Here is an 18,324-nt window from a genome sequence, read left to right as displayed (position 1 = left end):
CGCAGCATCGGGTTCGGGTTTGCGGCGGCCAGGATGTCGTGGAAGGTCAGGTCTTCCTGGCGCTGGTCCAGCAGCGGCGTCGCGGCCGCGGCAGATGCCGGGTCGCACAGGTCGATGGTGCGTTCCAGCGCCTTGAAATCGGGATCCCGCACTTTGCCCTCGTCCGCCGCTGGCGCCTATCCACCTCCCATCGCCACCTTCAAACTAAACGGAAACTTGGTGCAACCGTTTCAGTGGCAGCGATTGCCCAAGGCGCCGCGCCAATTACTCCGGCTTGACATTGGCTGCCTTTGCCACTTGCGTCCAGGTAACGGTGTCTTGCTTGATCCGTTTCGCAAACTCCGCTGACGGAATTCCGCCGGGTAGTGCCCCCATGCTCGCCAGTCGCTCCTTGACGTCGGCGCTCTGCACGCTCTTCTGCACTTCGGACTGAAGCTTGGCAACCAGTTCCGGCGGCGTCCCCTTGGGCGCAGCGAGGCCAAACCAGTTGGTCACGGCGTAATCTTTCAGTCCAGCCTCGGTGAACGTCGGCACTTCAGGGAGTGTCGGCACACGGGCTGCACCAGTGACCGCCAACGCCCGTGCCTTGCCGCCCTTGACCTGCGGGATCGCAGTGGGTGTCGCGGTAATCAGCAGGTCAACGTTTCCGGCAATCAGACCCATCAATGCTTCGCCAGCGCCCTTGTAGGGAATGTGCGTCAGGGCGACGCCAGAGCTTTTCTCGAACACTTCTGCCGCCAGATGTGTCGAGCTCCCTGCGCCCCCGGAGCCAAAGTTGAGCTTGCCTGGGTTCTGCCTGGCGTATGCGATCAGTTGCTGCAGGTTCTTGAATTGCGATCCGGCAGGAACGATGATAATTACCGGCGTCTGCGCGATGGTGGTGACCGGCACCAGGTCACGCTCATGATCCCAGGGCAGGGTCTTGAAGAGTGACGGGAGCATCGTGTACGTGGTGTCGTTCGCGAGCAGTGTGTAACCGTCCGGGGCGGCGCGCGCGACCTGCATGGTACCGATTGTCCCGCTGGCGCCCGGCTTGTTGTCAACAAAGAAGGATTTGCCAGTGCTTTCAGTCAGTTTCTGCGCGATCTGTCTGGCAACGAAATCGGTGGTGCCGCCGGCCGAGTATGGCACGACGATGCGCACCGGCTTGCTGGGCCAGGTCTCGGCATGGCCCGGCAGGGTGGCGCAGAGCATGGCGACGGTAGCGATCAGTCGGTTCCACATGGTTGTCTCCTTGGTGTGGCTTGTCGTTGGCCGGCGCCGGTGAGGCGGCGTCGAGGCGATGCGGGTCATCGCGGGGCGAATGCCGTCGCCCGCGTCTTGTCCAGAGATGCTTTGGATGACGTCTCGCTCATCGCAAGACGGCACGTGGTCCTATTCCCGCGGAGGGTCCGGCACGTCGCGCCGGGGGGTGCCGTCATAGGTCCACAGGAACTGCCGAGGAATAGGGCCCTTGTTGCGCCCGCCCTGGTTGGTCTGCTCCCACGCATGCGCGAGAATGCCGACCGAGCGGGACAGGCAGAACAGCCCGCGCGCCAGCGGTGCCGGGAAGCCGAGTTCGGCATAGATGACGGCGGTGGCGCCGTCGATATTCATCGGGATCGGCTTGCTGCGGCCTGCACCCAGCGCTTGCTCCACCGCGCGGGCGATGGCTGCGTAGCGGCCGTTGACCACACCGTTCTCCGATGCCTGGTCGACCAGCGCCAGCAGGCGCGGCGCCCGCGGATCCAGCGGATGAAAGCGGTGGCCGAAGCCCGAGACGAACTTGCCGTGCAGGTCGCGGTAGCGCTCCAGGCCTGCACCGACCGCCTCATCAAGGCCGGCGCCTGCGTCGATGCGTTGCGCGATGTCCTGGTACAGCTCGACGGCCTGCTCGCCGGCACCGCCATGCACGTCGCCCAGCACGTTGACAGCCGAGGCCATCGCGTTGTTCAGTCCCACGCCGCAGGTGGCCGCCATCCGCGCGATGGCGATGCTGGGCGCTTGCGGGCCGTGGTCCACGGCCGCCATCAGGGCGGCATCAAGCAGTTCGCCCTGGCCGGGCCCGGGCAGGTCGCCGCGCAGCATCAGCCAGATCATCTGTGCGAACGACACGCGGCCGATCAGCTGCTCGATGGGATAGCCTCGGTAGCGAATTTCGCCGGGGCGCATGTCGATGATCTCGGTGCGCCACCAGTCCTGCGCCAAGCGTTGGCCGGCGTCCATGGTGCTATCGGGCGTGTGGGGGGCTTGCTCGATGCGGCTCATATTGCGCGCTCCTGGCTGAGTTGGTCGATGTCCGCGTCGCTGTAGCCCAGGCTGCCCAGGATCGCGCGCGTATGCTGGCCGAGTTCGGGTGGTGGCGTGTCGACGGCCGGGGCCTCGCGATTGAGCTTGAAGCCCGTACGCACCACGCGAATGTCGCGACCCACGCCCGGCGCATCGGCAAATTCGCCGATCATGCCGCGGTCACGCACCTGCGGATGGGCGAGCGTGTCGGGCACGCTGAGCACGGGTCCCGCCGGTACACCGGCCTCGTTCAGCAGCGGCCACCACTCGGTGGCCGCCTTGCTGGCCAACTCGGTCTCCAGCGCTGCCGTCAACGCAGCTCGGTTGGCCAGCCGCGCCTGGCGCCGGGCGAAGCGTTCATCGGTGGCCAGTTCGGGCTTGCCCACCACACGGCACACAGCCTCGAACTGTTCCTGCTTGTTGGCGGCGATATTGAGCAGGCCGTCGCCGGTGCGGAACGTCCCCGACGGGCTCGCGGTCATGTTCTCGTTGCCCATCGGCACCGGCGCCCTGCCCGCGATCAGGTGGTTCGACACCACCCAGCCCATGGTGGCGAGCGTCGCTTCCAGCATCGAGACATCAATGAAGTAGCCCTCGGTGCGCTGGTGGTCGGCGAGCGAAGCCGCCACCGCAAAGGCCGCGGTCAGGCCGCCGATGGTGTCCGACACCGGATAGCCGACCCGGTATGGCGCCGTCTGCGGGTCGCCGGTGATGCTCATCACCCCGGACATGCCCTGGATGATCTGGTCGTAGGCGGGCAGTTCCGCCAGCGGGCCGTCCTGGCCGAAGCCCGAGATCGCGCAATAGATCAGGCGCGGGTTGTCCTGCTTGAGCGTCTCGTATCCCAGGCCGAGGCGGTCCATCACGCCGGGACGAAAGTTCTCCACCACCACGTCGGCGCTGCGCACCAGCTTGCGGAAGATTTCCTTGCCATGCGCGTGCTTCAGGTTGATGGTGATCGACTGTTTGCCGGGATTCTGGGCGAGGAACGACACCCCCATCAGGCGCTGGTTCAGCTCGGCGTCGGCGCCCAGCTGGCGTGCCAGGTCGCCGGTTCCCGGGGTTTCCACCTTGATGACCTCGGCGCCCATATGGGCAAGCTGGTGGCAGCAGAAGGGCCCGGCCAGCACATTGGTGAGGTCGAGCACGCGAGTATTGCGCAAAGGCTTTTGCATGACTGGCTTCCGGTGGCGTGGGGCCACGGCGTTACGGCCGCCGCGGCACCACTGATAGATTTATTCGACGCGCGCACCGGACTGGCGCACGATCTCGCTCCAGCGCGTGTTCTCGCTCTGGATGAAGGTCGTCAGATCCTTGGCCGAGCCGCCGCGCGGCTCGCTGCCTTCTTCGTGCAGCTTGGCGATGGTGTCCGGCTGTGCCAGCACTTTGTTGACCTCGGCATTCAGGCGCGCCACCACTTCCGCCGGCGTGCCAGCGGGCGCCACCAGCGCCTTCCAGTCTTCCGCCTGGAAGCCGGCGTAGCCCGACTCCGCCACGGTCGGCACGGCGGAAAGCAGCGGCAGGCGCTTGGCGGAGGTCACGGCGATCGCACGAACCTTGCCCGCCTTGACCATCGGCATCGCGATCGGCGGCGTGGCGAAATAGAAATCGGTCTGCCCGCCCATCAGGTCGGTCAGCGCCGGCGAGGCGCCCTTGTAAGGCACGTGCAGCATCTTGATGCCGGCGCGGCGCGCGAACATCTCGCCGGTCAGGTGGCCGACGGTGCCCGCGCCTGCCGACGCCATCGATAGCGGTTTCGCCTTGCCCGCCGCAACCAGATCGGCAACGTTCTTGTAAGGGGCATCGCTGCGCACGATCAGCACGACCGGCTGCGCCGCGACCAGGACTACCGGCGTGAAGTCCTTCTGGGCGTTGTAGGGCATCTTTGGATACAAGGTGGGATTGATCGCCAGGTTGGCGGTCTGGCCCATGCCCAGCGTGTAGCCGTCCGGCTTGGCCTTGGCGACGCTATCGAGCCCGATATTGCCGCCGGCGCCGGCGCGGTTCTCCACCACTACCTTCCATTTCGTGGCCTGGCCGATCTTGTTGAACACCAGGCGCGAGAGTACGTCGGTGCCGCCGGCAGGCGGGAATGGCACGACCAGCCGGACCGGCTGCGAAGGATAAGCCTCCGCCGCAATCGCGCCCGTGGCGCCCGTGGCGCCGGTGGCGCCAGCGGCGAGCAGCGCCGACACGGCGCAACCGAGCATGGCCCGGGAGAAACTGCGGCGGGTTGCCGTGGCGAACGGCTGGTTGGTGTGAGTTTGCGTCATATCGTCTCCTGTACTTCGGATGGCGTAGGTCCGGTCGTAAGTGGTGGCCGTGGGTAGAAAAGCGGCTGGCAACTCAAGGGGGATTAAGGCGATTCGTCGAGCCGGTACACGGCACGGGCCGTCCCGCGGAACAGCGCATTGCGCTCGGACGCGCTGGTCTGTGCAGTCAGGCGTTTGAAGGCGTTCCAGCCATTGCTGTAGGGGTACGAACCCTTGTCGACCGGGAAATTGCTTTCAAACATGCAGCGCTCGGCACCAAACGCTTCCACGCACGTGAGCATCCACGGTTTCCAGGTGTCGGCGAGCTGAACCGATGACGGCGGGCGCTCCCCTTGGTCAAAGCCAAAGCCGTTGATGCGCATGCCCAGGCCGCCCAGCTTGACGCGTACGTTAGGTAGGCGGGCCAGTTCGCGCATGTGGCGTGACCACTGCGTGAACACTTCCGCCTGCTTGTCACGGTACTGGCCGATGCGCACGATGCCGCCGCAATGGTTGACGATGACAACCGTATCCGGGTTGGCTTTGGCCAGGTCGAACAGTTCCGGGAGCTGCGGGAAGAACAGCCAGGCATCGTAGGACAGACCCAGGGGCGCCAGCTCGGCGACGCCTGCCCGGTATCCAGGATCCAGCAGCAATCCGCGGGGTGCGGCGGTGAGTGGATTGGCGAGGGAGGCGTCGGCGTCCCAGGTGGTGAGGTGGCGCACCCCACGGAAGCGGCCACTGCCGGCCGCAAGATGGGCTTCCAGGACTTCGCGCACGGCTGCGCCACGCCGCAGGTCAGCGTAGCCCACGATGGCCTGTGCAACTTGAGGCTCCCCGCCGGGGCGCGCTGCGGTTGCCTGCGAAACAAACTCGGTTTCGCCGACCGGGCGTAGTGCCTCAGGGCCTGCTACCCGGTAGCGGGTCAGGGCTTGCATATACACGGACGCCTGGATGTTGTGCCCGCAGCGCAGATCCTGCAGATAGTCCTCGCGCAGGTAGGTCCATCCCGGGCGCTCGTAGAAATGGTGATGCGCATCGACGATTGGCAACGACGGCTCAAGCGCCGCCTCGGTGGCGGAGGCTAACCATTCGGGCTGAACGGGAAGGTAGTTACTCATTCATGACCTTTGTTCTTTTGGGCAGAACTATGTTCTATGGGAAAGAACTTTAGGCGCGACAGATCCGGTTAGAAAGGCGGGTAAACGCGCGTTTTTCTGTTTTTCTTAAAAACGTGTTCTACTAGACAGAACTACAAGGGAAGGCCAATATGACAACTCCACTTCCCCGCTCAGCGGCGGGACCGAGATCCTGCCAGCCGACAGTTCCAGCGGCGTGGCGGTGCTGGACCGCGCCTTTGCGATTCTTGGAGCGTTCGGGCCGGCGGATGACCGTCTGACGCTGACGAAGCTCTCGCGCCGTACGGATTTGTGCAAGAGCACGGTGTTGCGCCTTCTCGGCGCGCTGGAGCAAGCACGGTGGCTTCATTCGCAAGCTTACTGCCGGAACCGAGACGCCTCGATCGCCGCACCCCGTGCTACTCGCCTGGCTCACCGAGGCCGGCTATCTGGCCGGCAATCCAATCGCCCTGGCCCGCCGCCGGCCCGCTCTCACCCTCTCAGCGGGCTTGTCCATAACACGCCACACGCCTACAACAAACGAAGCGGCTTTCTTATCATTGGGCGGGCATCGGACAGATGAAGGATTGACCGGTCTTGCCGGACAAGCACTATGGTGACGAGCCATGTCAATCGAAACCGGAATGCCAGATCGCGGCAACCACGGCCAGGCCGTGAAGACGATCACGCTGGCGTTGCAAGGCGGTGGAGCCCATGGCGCCTTTGCATGGGGTGTGCTTGACCGCCTGCTCGACGACGGCCGGCTTTCCATCGAGGGTATCAGCGCGACGAGCGCCGGCGCAATGAATGCCGCTGTGCTCGCATATGGCCTCCTTCAAGGCGGACCGCCACGCGCCCGCACCGCCCTCCACGACTTCTGGCGGGAAGTTGCAAGTTCCGCGCGACTCTGCAGCCCGTTCCGGAAACTGCCCTGGGAGTCCTTGTTTCACAACGGCTATGGCCTCGAATACTCGCCGTTGTACCTGATGACGGACATGATGTTGCGGGTGCTTTCGCCTTACCAGTTCAATCCCTTCAATTTCAACCCGCTCCGCACAGTGCTGGCTCGCCATATCGACTTCGAGGCACTTCAGCGGCAGTGCCCTATCCAGCTTTACCTTTGTGCAACCAATGTCGAAACCGGCAAGATCCGTGTATTTACCCGCGACGATATCTCGCTGAAGGCGGTGCTGGCCTCCGCTTGCCTGCCGTTTCTGTTCCAGGCGGTGGAAATCGATGGACAGCACTACTGGGACGGCGGCTATGTCGGCAATCCGGCGATCTTTCCACTGATCTACAACTGTGTCTCACGGGATATCGTGATCGTCCACATCAACCCGATTGTGCGCAAGGGGGTGCCGAAGAGCGCGGCGGAAATCCTCAATCGCATCAACGAGGTCAGCTTCAATTCGTCACTTATCCGCGAACTGCGCGCGATCAGCTTCGTCACCCGACTCATCCAGGACGGCAAAATCAGCCGTGGCCAGATGAAGGAAATGCTGATCCATTCGATCCGCTCGGACCAGACCATGATGGCGCTCGGCGTCTCCAGCAAGCTAAACGCGGACTGGGACTTTCTCCGCCACCTGCGCGACCAGGGCCGCGAAGAGGCCGGGCGCTGGTTGCAACAAAACTTCGACGCGATCGGCCAACGAGGAACCGTCGACCTGCACCAGGAGTTTCATTGACCCGATCGTCAAACCCATTCCGTCCATCACGCGCAGCGCGTGCTCCAGATTGACGCCCTTGCCGTTCTCCAGCTTGGACAGGTGACATCGGGCAGGCGCGGCAGGCTATCGTTCTCGCCAAGGACGCGCATGTCCGAAGTCAGCAGGTCGATGATGGGTGAGCCTGGCGTGCCACGCCCATGCCGCCGGACCGCCCGCTCGCCAGTCAGGCCTGATCGCTTTGATCCGACGCCACCATCGCCTGCGCCGCCTCGCGTATATGGTCGGCAAGGCGGCTCGCAACCGGCTGCCGGCTGTGTCGCGCGCGCTCGACCAACCCCACTTCGCGATAGAAGGTGTCGTCACCAAGCGGCAGTGCCGTCACGCCCGGCGGCCGCGCGCCACCTCCCAGCATGCGCGGCAGCAACCCAACGCCGAGCCCTCGTGCCACCAGTTGCTCGATTCCTTCGAGTTCGTCGAGCTCGATGGCCTCCTGCGGCGTGATCCGCTGCTTGCGCAGGAACTGGTCGACCAGCCTGCCGCCAAACGAAGCCCGGTCATAGCGGATAAAGGGCGCCCTGGCGATTGCGTCGCGCCAGTCAGAGCCGGCCATCGCGGCTGGCGCCAGCAGCTCGAAGGGCTCTTGCAGCAGCGGGCGCCATTCCAGTTCCGCGGGCAACGCATAGGGAGGCCGGATCATGACGGCGATGTCGATCTCGCCGGCGTCGACCTGACCGAGCAGGTTAAGCGAGACACCGGGCACCATCCGCACACGGCAGCCAGGCAGTTCCGCCCGGAACGCCGCAATGGCATCGGCCAGGAAGGTGGCTTGCGCCGAGGCGATGGCCCCGATGCGCACCATGCCCGCGCCCTGGATATCGAGGCCCTGGTGGCCGATCCGCTCATACAGCACCACCAGTTCCTCGGCCAGCGCCAGCGTTTCGCGCCCCGCGGTGTTCAGGCGGGCCGAGCGGCCGGTGCGGTCGAACAGCGCAAACCCCAGTTCCGACTCTAGCCGCTGGATCTGCGCGCTGACGGCCGATTGCGTCAGGCCAATGTGTGCCCCGGCGTTGGCGAAGGTGCCGTGGCGGGCGACGGCGATGAAGGTGCGCAGTTCTCGCAACATGACGATTCATCGAATTTCGTGGAGCTAAGGTCAAAAATATATCGTTTTTATTAATTTTTGACCATGCATACACTTTGGTTCCAGGGCGGCGCGTGGCTACGCGCCGCACGACCTGACCACAAATCCGTTGCCGAGAGTCTCCACACCATGAGCGAAACCACCGCAGTCCTGCCCCCGTTCCATCTGGCCTTCCCGGTCCACAGCATCGCCAGCGCGCGCGAATTCTACGGCGAGCTGCTGGGCTGCCCGGAAGGCCGCAGCTCGGATGACTGGGTCGATTTCAATTTCTACGGCCACCAGATCGTGGCCCACCTGGCGCCGGAAGAATGCGGCCACCGCAAGACCAGCGCGGTGGACGGCGACGCCGTGCCCGTGCGCCATTTCGGCGTGGTGCTGCCAATGAGCGACTGGCAGGTGGCCGCCGACAAGCTGAACGCGGCCGGCATCGACTTCATCATCGAGCCGCATATCCGCTTCAAGGGCGAGGTTGGCGAGCAGGCCACCATGTTCTTCCTCGATCCGTCGGGCAACGCGCTGGAGCTGAAGGCGTTCGCCAATATCGCCTCGCTGTTCGCCAGGTAAGTCTCAGAAAGCGCGGCCACGCCGCGTCCGACCGGCCAGCAGGCCGGCATTGCACGCGGCGCCGTAACCAGCGCCGCGTGTCCGCCCCCAAGCAGCAAGAGCCTGACATGCGAAGAATCCTGGTAGCCAATCGCGGCGAGATTGCCTGTCGCATCATCCGCGCCGCAAAGGCGCTTGGCATCGAGACCGTGGCCGTGTATTCCGAGGCCGACGCCGGTGCACTGCATTGCCAGATGGCAGACGTGGCCGTGCCCATCGGCCCCGCCCCCGCGGCACAAAGCTATCTGAATACCGAAGCCGTCCTGGCTGCCGGGCTGGCGCAAGGCGCCGACGGCGTACATCCGGGCTACGGCTTCCTCTCCGAGAACACTGCCTTTGCGCAGGCCGCCGAGGCCGCAGGCATGCGCTGGATCGGACCTTCGGTCGAATCGATCGAGAACATGGGCGACAAGAACCGCGCCCGCCAAATCGCTGCAGCCTGTGGCGTGCCGGTCCTGCCGGGCAGCATCCGCTTCCTGCCTGGCGAGTTGTCCGGCCTGGAAGACGCTGCCGCCCGGGTGGGCTATCCGCTGCTGGTCAAGGCCGCGGGCGGTGGCGGCGGCATCGGCATGAAATGCGTCGAGGGCCCGGACTCGCTGGCCGCGACCGTGGCCTCCACGCAAGCGCTCGCACTCAAGGCGTTCGGCGACGGCAGCATTTACCTGGAGCGCTACGTCGCGCGGGCGCGGCATATCGAAGTGCAGGTCTTCGGCTATGGCGATGGCACGGCGGTACATCTGTTCGAACGGGAATGCTCCGTGCAGCGCCGCTTCCAGAAGATCATCGAGGAAAGCCCGGCTCCCGGCCTGCGGCCAGAAGTGCTGGCGCGCATGACCGCCGCCGCCGTCGCGCTGGCGGAGTCGCAACGCTATCGCGGCGCCGGCACGGTCGAGTTCATCGTCGATGCAGACAGCGGCGAGTTCTTCTTCCTCGAAATGAATACCCGCATCCAGGTCGAGCACGGTGTCACCGAAGCGGTCACCGGCTGGGACCTGGTGCAGGCGCAGATCCGGCTGGCCGCCGGCACCCCTGAGCGTGTCGCGCAAGCCGACATCCGCCGACAGGGCGCGGCGATCGAATGCCGCCTGTATGCCGAGAACCCGGCCCGCCATTTCATGCCCTCGCCGGGCAAGCTGTCGGCCTTCGTGCTGCCGGCGATGGCGGCGTTGCGCGTCGACACCGGCGTGCGCGCGGGGGACACCATCACGCCCTACTACGACCCGATGATCGCCAAGCTCATCACGCACGGCACAGAGCGCGAGACCGCGCGCCAGGCGATGCTGGCCGCGCTGGCGGAGACGCATATCGAAGGGATTCGCCATAACGTCGAGTTCCTGGGCAATGTACTGGCGCATCGCGACTTCCGCGCGGGGCAGGTCGATACCGGCTTCGTCACGCGCGAAATTGCCCAGCTGATCGGCGCGAGCGTGGCGCCGCGCCCGCCCGCCCCCGCGCATGCCAGCGCGAGCGAGGTACAGGCATGAGCGCGCTGCCTGTCGACCTGGCCCCCGCCGCGGCCAGGCCGTGGCGCATCGAGCCATCAGGCGATCGCCTGCTCATCATTGAATTCGACGTTGGCAGCGCTGCCAACGCACTGAGCGCCGCCAACCGGCAAGCCTGCGCGGCGGCGGTGCGCATTGTTGCCGCGGCACTGCCGGGGGTAACCGACGTTGTGCCGGCGCTGACCACCGTGGGCATCCACTACCGCCCTTCCACAGTCGGCGCGGCGGCAGGTACGGCACCGTTCCTGACGCTGGGCGCGACGCTCTCCCGCTTGCTGGCCGAGCCACTCGACACCTCGGCCGCCACCACCCGCGTGGTCGACATCCCGGTCTGCTACGGCGGCGACCACGGGCCTGACCTCGAGGACGTCGCGGCAAGCTGCGGGCTCTCGCCCGAAGCGGTGATCGCGCTGCACAGTGCGGCGCCGGTCGATGTGCTGATGCTCGGATTCGCGCCCGGCCATCCCTACGTGGGCAAGTTCGACGCTCGGCTGGCGCCGCCACGGCGCAGCACGCCGCGCACGGCCGTGCCCGCTGGCTCGATCGGGCTGGCCAATTGCCAGTCCGTGATCTATCCGATGGTGCTGCCCGGCGGCTGGAACCTGATCGGGCGCACGCCGCTGGTCTTGTTCGATCCGCACCGCAACGCGCCCTGCCTGCTCAACGCGGGCGACCAGGTACGCTTCGTGCCGGTCTCGGCCGCACAGTTCGATGACATCGCCGCGTCGCAAGGCGCCGCCTCGCCGGCTCAGGGAGCGATCCGATGACCACTGCACCGACTACACCGGCACAACCGATCAGGCCCGCCATCGAGGTGATCAAACCGGGCGCGCTGAGCACGTTCCAGGACCTTGGCCGCGCCGGCTACCAGCAGCTCGGCGTACCCGCCAATGGCGTGATGGACGAGCGCGCGCATCGCCTGGCCAATGCACTGGTCGGCAACCCGCAGGACACCGCGACGCTGGAGATCACACTGATGGGGCCGACCCTGCGCTTCGGCATGGCCACGGCGGTGGCCGTCTGTGGCGCGGACCTTGACGCCAGCATCGATGGCACGCCGTTGCCGATCGCGCAGGCGTGCGTCGTGCCAGCCGGCGCGACGCTGAGCTTCGGCAAGCGCAAGAGCGGGCTGCGCGCCTACCTGGCTGTTGCCGGCGGCTTTGCGCTTCATCCGGTCATGGGGAGCGACAGTACGTTCGTGCGTGGCGGATATGGCGGCATGCAGGGCAAGCCGCTGCGCAAGGCCGATGTGATCGGCTTGCGCGCACCGCGTGCCGGGTTGCCCGACGCGCCGGCGCAGCCGAGCTTCGCCGCCGGCGTCATGGCGGCGCCCGAAGCGCCGTTGCGCGTGGTGCGCGGGCGCGAGTGGGATGCGTTCAGTGCCGACGCGCACGCGGCATTCACCAGCGCCAAGTTCCGTATCGGCGCGCAGTCCGACCGCATGGGCTACCGGCTCGAAGGGCCTGCGCTGGCGCTGTCCGCGCCGCGCGAGATGTGGTCCGAAGCAGTGGCCTTCGGCACGGTCCAGGTGCCGCCCGATGGCCAGCCGATCGTGCTGATGGCAGACCGGCAGACCACCGGCGGCTATCCCAAGATCGCCCACGTCTGCGCCGTGGACCTGCCGCGGCTGGCCCAGCGCATGCCCGGTGAGAGTGTGCGCTTTACCGTGGTCGGGCTGGACGAAGCGCAACGGCTCGCGCAGTTGCAGGATACGGCCTTCGCGGCGCTGGAGCGCGACCATGGCTGAGATCGATTTCAACAGCGACCTCGGCGAGAGCTTCGGCATCTATCGCCTTGGCGATGATGCCGCGGTGCTGCCGCATCTCAGCTCCGCCAACATCGCCTGCGGCCTGCACGCGGGCGATCCGCAGACCATTGCCGCGACTGTGCGCGCCGCGGTGGCGCAAGGCGTTGCGGTTGGCGCGCATCCGGGCTTCGCTGACCTGCAAGGCTTCGGGCGCCGCGCCATGACGCTGTCGCATGGCGAGATCTACAACCTGACCGTCTACCAGGTCGGCGCGGTGCAGGCCTTTGCCCGCGCCGCCGGCAGTCGCCTGGCCCATGTCAAACCCCACGGCGCCCTGTACAACATGGCAGCGCGCGACCACGGCATGGCGCGCGCCCTGTGCGAGGCCGTGCGCGATGTGGATCCTTCCCTGGTGTTCTTTGGCCTGGCTGGCTCCGCGCTGGTGCGTGCCGCACGCGAGACCGGCCTGGCAGTCGCCGAAGAGGTATTCGCCGACCGCAGCTATCAGGCGGACGGATCGCTGACGCCGCGCGGGCAACCGGGCGCCATGATCACCGACGTCGGCACAGCGGTGGCCCAGGTACTGCGCATGGTGCGCGACGGCGTTGTTCGCTCCCAGCAAGGCGCCGACGTACCGGTGCGCGCCGACACGCTGTGCATACACGGCGACCAGCCCGGCGCCGCCGGCTTTGCGCGCGACATTCGCGCCGCGCTTGCGGCCGAAGGCATTGCGGTCCGCGCCCCGCGTACCAAGCCGGACCGCTGACAGTCCCCACCCCATCCAGATCAACAAAACAGGACGCCCCCATGCCAGACCAACCGAATGCCTTGCCCATCGTCGCCGAGACCACCGGCACCCTGTGGAAGATCGTGGCCGCGCCTAATGTCGCGCAAGCGCGTGATGCCACGCTGGTGATTATCGAATCGATGAAGATGGAAATTCCCGTGGAAGCGCCCGCTGACGGTTATGTGGCCGAATATCTGGTCGGTGAAGGCGAGCCGGTCGAGGAAGGCCAGGTATTGGGCGCCTTTATTCTGGCCGGCTGAAATTCCAAAGAAAAGCATCTTCCTACCCTCGCCGACCGTGTAAAGGTCGGACTTGTCGAAGCAAATAATCGACTGCCCAGGTTTTTGCAAAATGAACAGACAGTAATACGACGACAACAGTGCATGTCATGCTCCGCAAGGGAACACGGCATGCACCCAGTCAGTTCATTCCCGCGCAGCCGAATAAAAGGAGACAGAAAAATGCATGGTCAGCATCGACCAGGACCCGTCGCGATTATTTCCAAGGATTTCCGCAGTTGATTTTTACTGGCACGCTTGTTGCTGAATAAAAATCAGAGCTTCCAGGCGTGCATTAACGCTGTGAATGCAACAAGGACTGCACTGATAAAACCCACAGTCCATTAACAACGACAGGTACGCAGCCGCAATGACGGCGGCGCAGCGTACCGGGTATTCATGCTCGGACCCCGGGACCCGCGGGCTGCCACCAGCAGCCCCGCGTGGCTTCTTTCACCCTGCTTCTGGAAACGTGATCATGTCCAACGCCCCCACTTCCACGCTGCCACTGGCGGATAATGCCGCCTCGGCTCCTGCTGCCGCCCCAACCTTAGCCCATACCCCGGCCCCCGCGAGCGGCGATGTCGCCGTGGCACGCAAGGCCGCGGTGGCCGCCGCCGCCGGCACCGCCATCGAGTACTACGAGTTCGGCATCTATGGCTACCTGGCCGCCACCATCGGGCCGCTGTTCTTTCCGAGCGACAATGCCACCGCGTCGCTGCTGGCGATCCTGGCGGTATTCGGCAGTGCCTTCCTGATGCGCCCGATCGGCGGCATCGTGCTGGGCCGCCTCGGCGATCGCATCGGCCGCCGCGCCGTGCTGCTGGTCACCGTGATCGGCATGGGCGTGGCCACGGCCGCCATCGGCGTGCTGCCCGTTGCCAACAGTGCGGGCCTTGCGGCCCCGCTGTTGCTCCTGCTGATCCGGTTGGTGCAAGGCTTCTTTGCCGGCGGCGAAGTCACGGGCGCGGCCGCGTACGTGGCCGAATCGGCGCCGCAAGGCAGACGCGGCTTCTTCGGCGCGTTCACGCCGGTGGGCGTCGCCATCGGCGGCGCGCTGGCTGCAACCGTGTGCGGCCTGACCAGTTCAGTCCTCGGTAGCGAAGCCATGACCGCATGGGGCTGGCGCATCCCGTTCCTGAGCGCAATCCCGATGGTGATGATCTCGTTCCTCGTGCGCAAGCGCGTGGAAGAATCGGTGGCGTTCCAGCAGTTCCAGCAACACAGCGAACCGCCCAAGGCACCGCTGAAGGAAGTCTTCAGCCTGCACACGCCCGCCGTGCTCAAGGTGCTGGTGCTGTCCTTCGGGCAAAACGTGGGCTACTGGGTGGGCCTGGTGTTCATGAACATTTACATGACCACCTACCTCAAGTACGACAAGACCACCGTCTACTGGATCATGGCCTTTGTCAGCCTCACGATGGCGGTGCTGATGCCGTTCTGGGGGGGCCTGTCCGACCGCCTGGGCCGGCGCAAGGTGCTCGCCATCGGCTTTGTCGGCTACACCGTGCTGGTGGTGCCGATGATGATGCTGATGGACCAGCAAAGCATCGGCCTGGCCTTCCTCGCCATGCTGATCGTGGCGCTGCCGATGCCGATCGTGCAGTCCGTCGGCTATCCCACGTACGCCGAGCAGTTCCCGACCCGCGTGCGCTACTCCGGGATGGCCTTCAGCTTCAACCTTGGCGCGATCCTCGGTGGCGGCGTGACGCCATACGTGGCCACCGCACTGATCGGCGCCACCGGCAATCTGCTCTCCCCCGCGTACCTGCTGATGGGCGGTTCGGCCATCGCATTGCTTGGGCTGCTGGGCGTCAGGGAAACTGCGCGCGAGGCCCTGCGGTAATGCGATCCCAGCCTGGAGCGACCAGCATGCATGACACCACCGTTTCGCTGCCCGGCTGGGCAGCCAGCCCCGCCGGCGCGCGCGCCGCCATCCGCAGCGGCACGTGGCGCGGGCACACCGCCGGCATGGCGCCCGGCCGCGTGCAGGGCAACCTGATGATCCTGCCACGCCAGTGGGCCGATGATTTCCTCGGCTACTGCCGTGCCAACCCCGTGCCCTGCCCATTGATCGGCATGACCGAGCCGGGCTCCCCGCGGGTGCCGGAGCTGGGCGAGGACATCGACCTCCGCACTGATTTGCCGCGATACCGCGTCTGGCGCGATGGCAAGCTGGCCGGAGAGTGCGACGACATCAGCGCATTGTGGCGCGACGACTTTGTCGGCTTCGTGCTGGGATGTTCCCTGTCCTTTGAAGATGCGCTGCAGCGCGCCGGCCTGGCAGTGCGGCATGTCGATGAAGGCAAGGTCGTGCCAATGTACCGAACCAGCATCGAAACTACGCCCGTGGGGCCGTTCCGAGGACCGATGGTAGTGTCAATGCGCCCCTATACGCCCGACCAGGCCGCGCATGCCAGCGAAATCTGCGCCGCGTTGCCGGCAGCACACGGCAAACCGGTGCACGCCGGCGATCCGTCAGCGATCGGTATTGCGGACATCAACCGTCCCGACGAAGGTGAGCCCACCGCAATCCTGCCAGGCGAGATCCCGCTCTTCTGGGGTTGCGGCGTAACGCCCCAGGCTGCCGCCGTGCAGGCGCGACTGCCGCTGTGCATCACGCATGCGCCGGGCTATATGCTGGTGGGCGACGTGGCGATCGATGACGTCACGCTTATCTGAGCAACCCGCTCGCGCTGGCGCTCCGCCGGCGCGCGCCAAGCCGGCCGCGCATCACGCGCTACCTCAGTCACGAACTGTGGGACGTGGTCAAGGAGACCATCTCCGCTCCAGCTGACCGACGATGAAGACGACCTCTGGGCAGTCCAGGCGCGACGCGCTAATGTTCTGCTGGGTCGCCTCCATTCTCTGCGTCCATCGTTTCCGTGACCCGATGGCGGGATGACGACGATCAGTCCAGCCACCTTCGTCGACTTCAGGCGCTGGATGGCGTCGACCGCAGAACGCCATCCGCTCAAGATTTCTCGCGACAGGCTGCAGGCAGCGATCATGGAAGAGCTAGCCAATTGCTTCCGGCTCGTTGTTTAGCGAGCCGTTGCCTGATGGGTTTCAGGCTACGCATATTGTTGCAGCCTACTCATCAAACTGGACTTGCCGTTCCCTAGCGGCATTCTTGTCCAGCTTAGCCGCATGAACCGCCGCCTGTTCGAGCAATGCCGCATGCGCTTTCGGCACGACCAGCATCGTCAAACCCAGTCCGTCCATCACGCGCAGCGCGTGCTCGAGATTGACGCCCTTGCCGTTCTCCAGCTTGGACAGCATACCGACGGAAACCCCGCAATGATCAGCCGCCTGGTCAATGGGCATGCCTTCCCCTGCCCGCGTCGCCCTTATCCGGTCGCCAAGCTGGCCAATGCTACGGATTGTCGCGCGTGACGGGGGAGTCGGATCAGGGAGGGGCCTCGGCATAGACGTAGAGAAACTTTCACGAAAGTGAAATTATACTATCGTCTGCCAAGGATCGTCCCTTCTCAGAACTATCTTTTCTGCGACTCCGAGCTACGCATCCACGGCAATGCATTCCTGCAGCCGCTTCCTGGTCGCGGTCCGCATCGCTTCATGCGTTCGCAATGCCGCCGCCGTCCGACGCCGCAGGGATCGCTGGTGCTGGCATAGACGGATACGCGCGAGGCATAATGTGAAACTGGTTTCACCAGCACCCAAACCCAATGCCGCCGCGCCCCGTGACCCGACCGATTTTCGACCTGAAACCCGCAGAGAAGCTCACCATCCAGGATGTTGCCGACTATGCGGGCGTCTCGAAGGCCACCGTTTCGCGCTACCTGAACCGGGGCGGCGAGCAGTTGTCGGCCGACGTGGAAGCGCGCGTGGCCGCGGCCATCCGCGCGCTTGGCTATAGCCCGAGTCCCATGGCGCAAGGGCTCAAGCGCGGCAAGTCACGCCTGATCGGACTGGTAGTTGCGGATGTTTCCAATTCGTTCTCGGTGGCCGTGCTGCGCGGCGTGGAGAAGGCTTGCCGCGACGCCGGCTACATGGTGATGCTGTTCAATCTCGGCAATGACGAGGAACTGGAGCGCGAGGCGATCCGATCGCTGTCGGCCTACCGGGTCGAGGGCTTTATTCTGCACACGCTGGGTCACGATGCCGGCGCGCTGGCCGATGCGGCGCAGTTAGGCAAGCCAGTCGTGCTGGTCGACCGCAAGATCGGCGATGCGGAGGTGGACCTGGTGGCGCTCGACAACCAGAGCGCCGTCCATGAAGCCGCCGGCCACCTGGTCGAAGCCGGCTATCGGCACGTGCTCTTTGTCAGCGAGCCGATCAAGGCCATCAGCTCGCGCAACGAACGGGCCCGCGCCTTCCAGGCCTTTGTCGCCGAGCACGCGGACACGGTCAGCGGGACCGCCTTCGAAGCCCACAGGGGTGGCGACGATGCCCTGGATGAAGCGCTGCGCGACCTGCGCCGCCGTGCTGGCGAGGCGCCCGCCGCCGTGCTGGCGGCCAATGCGGTGATCTCGCTGCGCGTGGCCGCATCGGCTGCCAGGCTGGGGTGGCAGCTTGGCACCGACCTTGGCCTGATTGGCTTCGATGACCCGGAATGGGCGGCGCTGGTCGGCCCCGGCCTCAGCGCGATTTCCCAGCCCACCGACGATATCGGGCGCGTTGCCACCAATTGCCTGATCGAGCGCCTGCAAGGTGCCCAACTGCCACCGCGCCGGGTCCTGCTGCCCGGCACGCTGATCACGCGCGGCTCCACCCGCCGCGGCTGATCCCTAGCCCGGGCGCCGTCCGGGTGCGCGCGCAAGCCACGCCCAGACCCGCCGCACCTGCGTAGCGGGTCCGGTAACGCGTCCATTTCCCGCTCCGGCCAACCGCGCCCTGACCCTAAGGGTTTCCACTGCTGGATCTCTGAAACCGGTTTCCTATAATCCTGAAACCGGTTTCAAGACGGTACTTGCCAACGCTGCGACGCCAGCGAC

At 65.7% G+C, this 18,324-nt stretch carries 18 protein-coding genes and 3 pseudogenes; 13 read left to right on the top strand and 8 right to left on the bottom strand.

All coding sequences use genetic code 11. The annotated features are described in order from the left end of the window. The 6 genes and pseudogenes from J8I82_RS38745 to J8I82_RS34805 all read right to left on the bottom strand — a co-directional run. Positions 1–146 (bottom strand): annotated as a pseudogene (locus tag J8I82_RS38745) (GntR family transcriptional regulator); the annotation flags it as partial. 118 nt (positions 147–264) lie between these two features. After that, positions 265–1,224, bottom strand: a complete 960-nt coding sequence (locus tag J8I82_RS34825; protein ID WP_209764427.1) for a Bug family tripartite tricarboxylate transporter substrate binding protein — start codon at positions 1,222–1,224, stop codon at positions 265–267. A gap of 150 nt (positions 1,225–1,374) precedes the next feature. Next, on the bottom strand, positions 1,375–2,247 hold the full coding sequence (locus J8I82_RS34820) for a citryl-CoA lyase (protein ID WP_209764426.1): 873 nt from the start codon (positions 2,245–2,247) through the stop codon (positions 1,375–1,377). Then, the gene (locus J8I82_RS34815) at positions 2,244–3,443 is read right to left on the bottom strand and encodes a CaiB/BaiF CoA transferase family protein (RefSeq protein ID WP_209764422.1); all 1,200 of its coding nucleotides are present in this window, start codon (positions 3,441–3,443) and stop codon (positions 2,244–2,246) included. Before J8I82_RS34815 ends, J8I82_RS34820 begins: the two co-directional genes overlap by 4 nt. A 60-nt stretch (positions 3,444–3,503) precedes the next feature. Then, positions 3,504–4,541: a Bug family tripartite tricarboxylate transporter substrate binding protein gene (locus J8I82_RS34810; RefSeq protein ID WP_209764421.1), complete on the bottom strand. Its 1,038-nt coding sequence runs from the start codon at positions 4,539–4,541 to the stop codon at positions 3,504–3,506. Between the two features lie 83 nt (positions 4,542–4,624). Then, positions 4,625–5,641 carry an amidohydrolase family protein gene (locus J8I82_RS34805; protein ID WP_209764420.1) on the bottom strand — a complete coding sequence of 339 codons (1,017 nt, stop codon included), beginning with the start codon at positions 5,639–5,641 and terminating at the stop codon, positions 4,625–4,627. A gap of 187 nt (positions 5,642–5,828) precedes the next feature. On the opposite strand from J8I82_RS34805, the pseudogene J8I82_RS34800 reads away from it, so the two are divergent. Together J8I82_RS34800 and J8I82_RS34795 are read left to right on the top strand one after the other, a co-directional pair. Next, positions 5,829–6,096: pseudogene (locus J8I82_RS34800) on the top strand (helix-turn-helix domain-containing protein); the annotation flags it as partial. Positions 6,097–6,264: 168 nt separating this feature from the next. Next, positions 6,265–7,326, top strand: a complete 1,062-nt coding sequence (locus J8I82_RS34795) for a patatin-like phospholipase family protein (protein WP_209764419.1) — start codon at positions 6,265–6,267, stop codon at positions 7,324–7,326. Positions 7,327–7,531: 205 nt separating this feature from the next. Here the strand turns inward: J8I82_RS34795 and J8I82_RS34790 are convergent, their stop codons facing one another. Then, on the bottom strand, positions 7,532–8,431 hold the full coding sequence (locus J8I82_RS34790) for a LysR family transcriptional regulator (RefSeq protein WP_209764417.1): 900 nt from the start codon (positions 8,429–8,431) through the stop codon (positions 7,532–7,534). Positions 8,432–8,578: 147 nt separating this feature from the next. Here J8I82_RS34790 and J8I82_RS34785 point away from each other — a divergent pair, with 147 nt between their 5' ends. From J8I82_RS34785 to J8I82_RS34745, 10 genes and pseudogenes are all read left to right on the top strand, one after another. Continuing rightward, positions 8,579–9,013 carry a VOC family protein gene (locus tag J8I82_RS34785; RefSeq protein ID WP_209764416.1) on the top strand — a complete coding sequence of 145 codons (435 nt, stop codon included), beginning with the start codon at positions 8,579–8,581 and terminating at the stop codon, positions 9,011–9,013. Between the two features lie 107 nt (positions 9,014–9,120). Next, positions 9,121–10,536, top strand: a complete 1,416-nt coding sequence (locus J8I82_RS34780) for an acetyl-CoA carboxylase biotin carboxylase subunit (protein ID WP_209764415.1) — start codon at positions 9,121–9,123, stop codon at positions 10,534–10,536. Further along, positions 10,533–11,321 (top strand): 5-oxoprolinase subunit PxpB, encoded by a 789-nt coding sequence (pxpB, locus tag J8I82_RS34775; RefSeq protein WP_209764413.1) that lies wholly within the window; start codon positions 10,533–10,535, stop codon positions 11,319–11,321. Before J8I82_RS34780 ends, pxpB begins: the two co-directional genes overlap by 4 nt. Beyond that, positions 11,318–12,301 carry a 5-oxoprolinase subunit C family protein gene (locus J8I82_RS34770; RefSeq protein ID WP_209764412.1) on the top strand — a complete coding sequence of 328 codons (984 nt, stop codon included), beginning with the start codon at positions 11,318–11,320 and terminating at the stop codon, positions 12,299–12,301. Before pxpB ends, J8I82_RS34770 begins: the two co-directional genes overlap by 4 nt. After that, on the top strand, positions 12,294–13,067 hold the full coding sequence (locus tag J8I82_RS34765; RefSeq protein ID WP_209764411.1) for a LamB/YcsF family protein: 774 nt from the start codon (positions 12,294–12,296) through the stop codon (positions 13,065–13,067). The genes J8I82_RS34770 and J8I82_RS34765 overlap by 8 nt, the downstream gene beginning before the upstream one ends. 41 nt (positions 13,068–13,108) lie before the next feature. Continuing rightward, on the top strand, positions 13,109–13,348 hold the full coding sequence (locus tag J8I82_RS34760) for an acyl-CoA carboxylase biotin carboxyl carrier protein subunit (RefSeq protein ID WP_209764410.1): 240 nt from the start codon (positions 13,109–13,111) through the stop codon (positions 13,346–13,348). Positions 13,349–13,844: 496 nt separating this feature from the next. Then, entirely contained in the window at positions 13,845–15,212 is a 1,368-nt protein-coding gene (locus J8I82_RS34755; protein ID WP_209764409.1) for an MFS transporter, read from the top strand. A 26-nt stretch (positions 15,213–15,238) separates the two neighbouring features. Next, positions 15,239–16,048: a putative hydro-lyase gene (locus J8I82_RS34750; RefSeq protein WP_209764408.1), complete on the top strand. Its 810-nt coding sequence runs from the start codon at positions 15,239–15,241 to the stop codon at positions 16,046–16,048. Positions 16,049–16,050: 2 nt separating this feature from the next. Beyond that, a pseudogene (locus tag J8I82_RS38740) lies at positions 16,051–16,155 on the top strand (integrase/recombinase); the annotation flags it as partial. 112 nt (positions 16,156–16,267) lie between these two features. Continuing rightward, positions 16,268–16,414, top strand: coding sequence for a hypothetical protein (locus J8I82_RS34745; RefSeq protein WP_209764407.1), 147 nt, complete (start codon positions 16,268–16,270; stop codon positions 16,412–16,414). 45 nt (positions 16,415–16,459) lie between these two features. Here J8I82_RS34745 and J8I82_RS34740 read toward each other — a convergent pair whose 3' ends face one another. Then, complete coding sequence (locus J8I82_RS34740; protein WP_209764406.1) at positions 16,460–16,795, bottom strand: helix-turn-helix domain-containing protein; 336 nt, start codon at positions 16,793–16,795, stop codon at positions 16,460–16,462. A gap of 260 nt (positions 16,796–17,055) precedes the next feature. On the opposite strand from J8I82_RS34740, the gene J8I82_RS34735 reads away from it, so the two are divergent. Further along, complete coding sequence (locus tag J8I82_RS34735) at positions 17,056–18,114, top strand: LacI family DNA-binding transcriptional regulator (RefSeq protein ID WP_209764405.1); 1,059 nt, start codon at positions 17,056–17,058, stop codon at positions 18,112–18,114. The last annotated feature ends 210 nt before the right edge of the window (positions 18,115–18,324 follow it).

It is taken from the genome of Cupriavidus consociatus, assembly GCF_017814975.1.
GTDB classification, from domain to species: domain Bacteria; phylum Pseudomonadota; class Gammaproteobacteria; order Burkholderiales; family Burkholderiaceae; genus Cupriavidus; species Cupriavidus consociatus.
Note: the sequence above shows the minus strand (reverse complement) of the source record. Positions and strands in the feature narration are given on the sequence as shown.

What these genes read in the sequence shown, in the direction of transcription:
- J8I82_RS34825 (WP_209764427.1), bottom strand. Translation starts at nt 1,224, where the DNA reads ATGTGGAACCGACTGATCGCTACCGTCGCCATGCTCTGCGCCACCCTG.
- J8I82_RS34820 (WP_209764426.1), bottom strand. Translation starts at nt 2,247, where the DNA reads ATGAGCCGCATCGAGCAAGCCCCCCACACGCCCGATAGCACCATGGAC.
- J8I82_RS34815 (WP_209764422.1), bottom strand. Translation starts at nt 3,443, where the DNA reads ATGCAAAAGCCTTTGCGCAATACTCGCGTGCTCGACCTCACCAATGTG.
- J8I82_RS34810 (WP_209764421.1), bottom strand. Translation starts at nt 4,541, where the DNA reads ATGACGCAAACTCACACCAACCAGCCGTTCGCCACGGCAACCCGCCGC.
- J8I82_RS34805 (WP_209764420.1), bottom strand. Translation starts at nt 5,641, where the DNA reads ATGAGTAACTACCTTCCCGTTCAGCCCGAATGGTTAGCCTCCGCCACC.
- J8I82_RS34795 (WP_209764419.1), top strand. Translation starts at nt 6,265, where the DNA reads ATGTCAATCGAAACCGGAATGCCAGATCGCGGCAACCACGGCCAGGCC.
- J8I82_RS34790 (WP_209764417.1), bottom strand. Translation starts at nt 8,431, where the DNA reads ATGTTGCGAGAACTGCGCACCTTCATCGCCGTCGCCCGCCACGGCACC.
- J8I82_RS34785 (WP_209764416.1), top strand. Translation starts at nt 8,579, where the DNA reads ATGAGCGAAACCACCGCAGTCCTGCCCCCGTTCCATCTGGCCTTCCCG.
- J8I82_RS34780 (WP_209764415.1), top strand. Translation starts at nt 9,121, where the DNA reads ATGCGAAGAATCCTGGTAGCCAATCGCGGCGAGATTGCCTGTCGCATC.
- pxpB (WP_209764413.1), top strand. Translation starts at nt 10,533, where the DNA reads ATGAGCGCGCTGCCTGTCGACCTGGCCCCCGCCGCGGCCAGGCCGTGG.
- J8I82_RS34770 (WP_209764412.1), top strand. Translation starts at nt 11,318, where the DNA reads ATGACCACTGCACCGACTACACCGGCACAACCGATCAGGCCCGCCATC.
- J8I82_RS34765 (WP_209764411.1), top strand. Translation starts at nt 12,294, where the DNA reads ATGGCTGAGATCGATTTCAACAGCGACCTCGGCGAGAGCTTCGGCATC.
- J8I82_RS34760 (WP_209764410.1), top strand. Translation starts at nt 13,109, where the DNA reads ATGCCAGACCAACCGAATGCCTTGCCCATCGTCGCCGAGACCACCGGC.
- J8I82_RS34755 (WP_209764409.1), top strand. Translation starts at nt 13,845, where the DNA reads ATGTCCAACGCCCCCACTTCCACGCTGCCACTGGCGGATAATGCCGCC.
- J8I82_RS34750 (WP_209764408.1), top strand. Translation starts at nt 15,239, where the DNA reads ATGCATGACACCACCGTTTCGCTGCCCGGCTGGGCAGCCAGCCCCGCC.
- J8I82_RS34745 (WP_209764407.1), top strand. Translation starts at nt 16,268, where the DNA reads ATGACGACGATCAGTCCAGCCACCTTCGTCGACTTCAGGCGCTGGATG.
- J8I82_RS34740 (WP_209764406.1), bottom strand. Translation starts at nt 16,795, where the DNA reads ATGCCGAGGCCCCTCCCTGATCCGACTCCCCCGTCACGCGCGACAATC.
- J8I82_RS34735 (WP_209764405.1), top strand. Translation starts at nt 17,056, where the DNA reads ATGCCGCCGCGCCCCGTGACCCGACCGATTTTCGACCTGAAACCCGCA.